Annotated in this window: 1 protein-coding gene; it reads left to right on the forward strand. The window is 37.5% G+C overall.

Annotated elements, in window-relative coordinates:
• Positions 1-200 precede the first annotated feature (200 nt).
• Positions 201-1,601 (forward strand): purine-cytosine permease family protein, encoded by a 1,401-nt coding sequence (locus tag ACFSBH_RS12310; RefSeq protein ID WP_251517717.1) that lies wholly within the window; start codon positions 201-203, stop codon positions 1,599-1,601.
• Positions 1,602-1,796 lie beyond the last annotated feature (195 nt).

The following is a 1,796-nucleotide window of genomic DNA, read 5'->3' on the forward strand; positions in this document are numbered from 1 at the left end:
CCTGAATAAATCCATTATAAAGGACTTTTTATTTGCATTAAAGTAAATTAGCGAAAATTCGGGGTCTTGTTAATATTTAGTCTTAATTAATGCAACGCTAGTGATGTGATACACTTAAATAGTTATTTGATTTTTGTGATGCAGAACACAATATCAAATTTAAATTTTGCTATATAATAAAAGAAGGGAAGTTGGTATCTATGAGATCTGTGCAACATACAGATCACAAAGTAGAGGAAAATAAAAGTGATGATTATTCTTTAGATCGAGTTCCTCGTAGTAAAAGAAACATGGGATGGTTAAGCATTACCAATATCACTTTTGGTATTGCAACAGCAATTTTTTACTTCCAAATGGGAAGTGTTATGGCACTTCAATTTGGTGCAATCAATGCAATTATATCTGCTATATATGCGATTATTGTAGCTGGAATATTAGGTACGTTTATTGCTTACTTATCTGCAAAGTCGGGAATGAATGTGAACCTATTATCCAGAGGCGGCGGATTTGGTTATATTGGTGCATCGCTCACCTCATTTATTTACGCCTCAAACTTTATTATGTATTGTGCCCTCGAAGGTATGATACTTGTTGCGGCGGTCCACGCGTTTTTCCCATCAATCCCTGAATGGGTATTAATAGTCTTCTTTGGTTCCATTGTCATTCCATTAAATTGGTTTGGAATTAAGCAGCTTGATAAATTACAGAAATGGTCTCTACCAATATTTTTTGTGTTTTTAGTAGCAGCAATTATTATGGCAGCACTTACACCATCACTTTATGAAGGCAGCTTTTGGACATACATGCCAGAAGGTGTTCAAGTAGGCGGTACAGCATTGTTGCTTTGTATTGGAATGCAACATGGTATCATGGGTCTTACCCCACTCTTAGCTTCTGATTATGCACGATTCTTAAAACCTAAGGATATGAAAGTTGGTATCTGGGCAATTGGATTTATTCCGCAAATCTTCTGTTTTGGAGTAATGGGCGGTCTTGGAATTTGGTTTGGTGTCCGTTTAGGAGAACCGAATCCAGGTGTATATATTGTTATGCTTCTCGGTATTTGGGGCGTGTTATTTACAATGATCACTCAAGTCCGTATCAACGTTACTAATATTTATAGTGGTTCATTATCTCTATCGAATTTCTTTGAAAATATCTTCAACTTTAAACCGGGTCGTCGTTTCTGGGTAGTTGTCACTGGTGTCAGTGCAATTGTTCTCATGCTTGCCGGCATTGTGAATCACCTAGGTACTGTCATGACCTTCCAAGGTGTATTCCTGATGACTTGGGCGACAATTCTAGTAGCGGATGCAGTAATTGTAAAACGCCTATTGAAAATTGGGCCAGGCTATTATGAGCCGAAACAACGGAATCTATATAAATGGAATCCGGTCGGAGTTGTATCTTTAATTGTAGGAAGTGGTCTTGGTACTGTTGCAGCACTAGGTTATTTCGGAGAATTCCTGCAAAGTACAGCAGCGTTTTTCGCTGCCATTCTAGCTGCAATCCTGACAGTTGTTATTGCAGTTATAACAAAAGGAAAATATTATGTAAAAGTTGAAGACAAGTCTGTTGAAAAAGAAGATATGATCGCTTAATAATCAATGGCTTATCTTTGATTAATCCAATAGTATACCTTATATTTACAAAAACATCTATCCAACAAGGATAGATGTTTTTTGTATTTATTTATGGTCTTCGAAAACCCTCGGCTACGCCGGGGGTTCCGTAGAGCTTCTAGCGTGGGGTCAAAAAAGGCCTCCTTCATGGTAAAATATGGTTGGTTTCCCGAC

It is taken from the genome of Oceanobacillus luteolus, from assembly GCF_042678205.1.
Classification (GTDB): Bacteria; Bacillota; Bacilli; order Bacillales; family Amphibacillaceae; genus Oceanobacillus; species Oceanobacillus luteolus.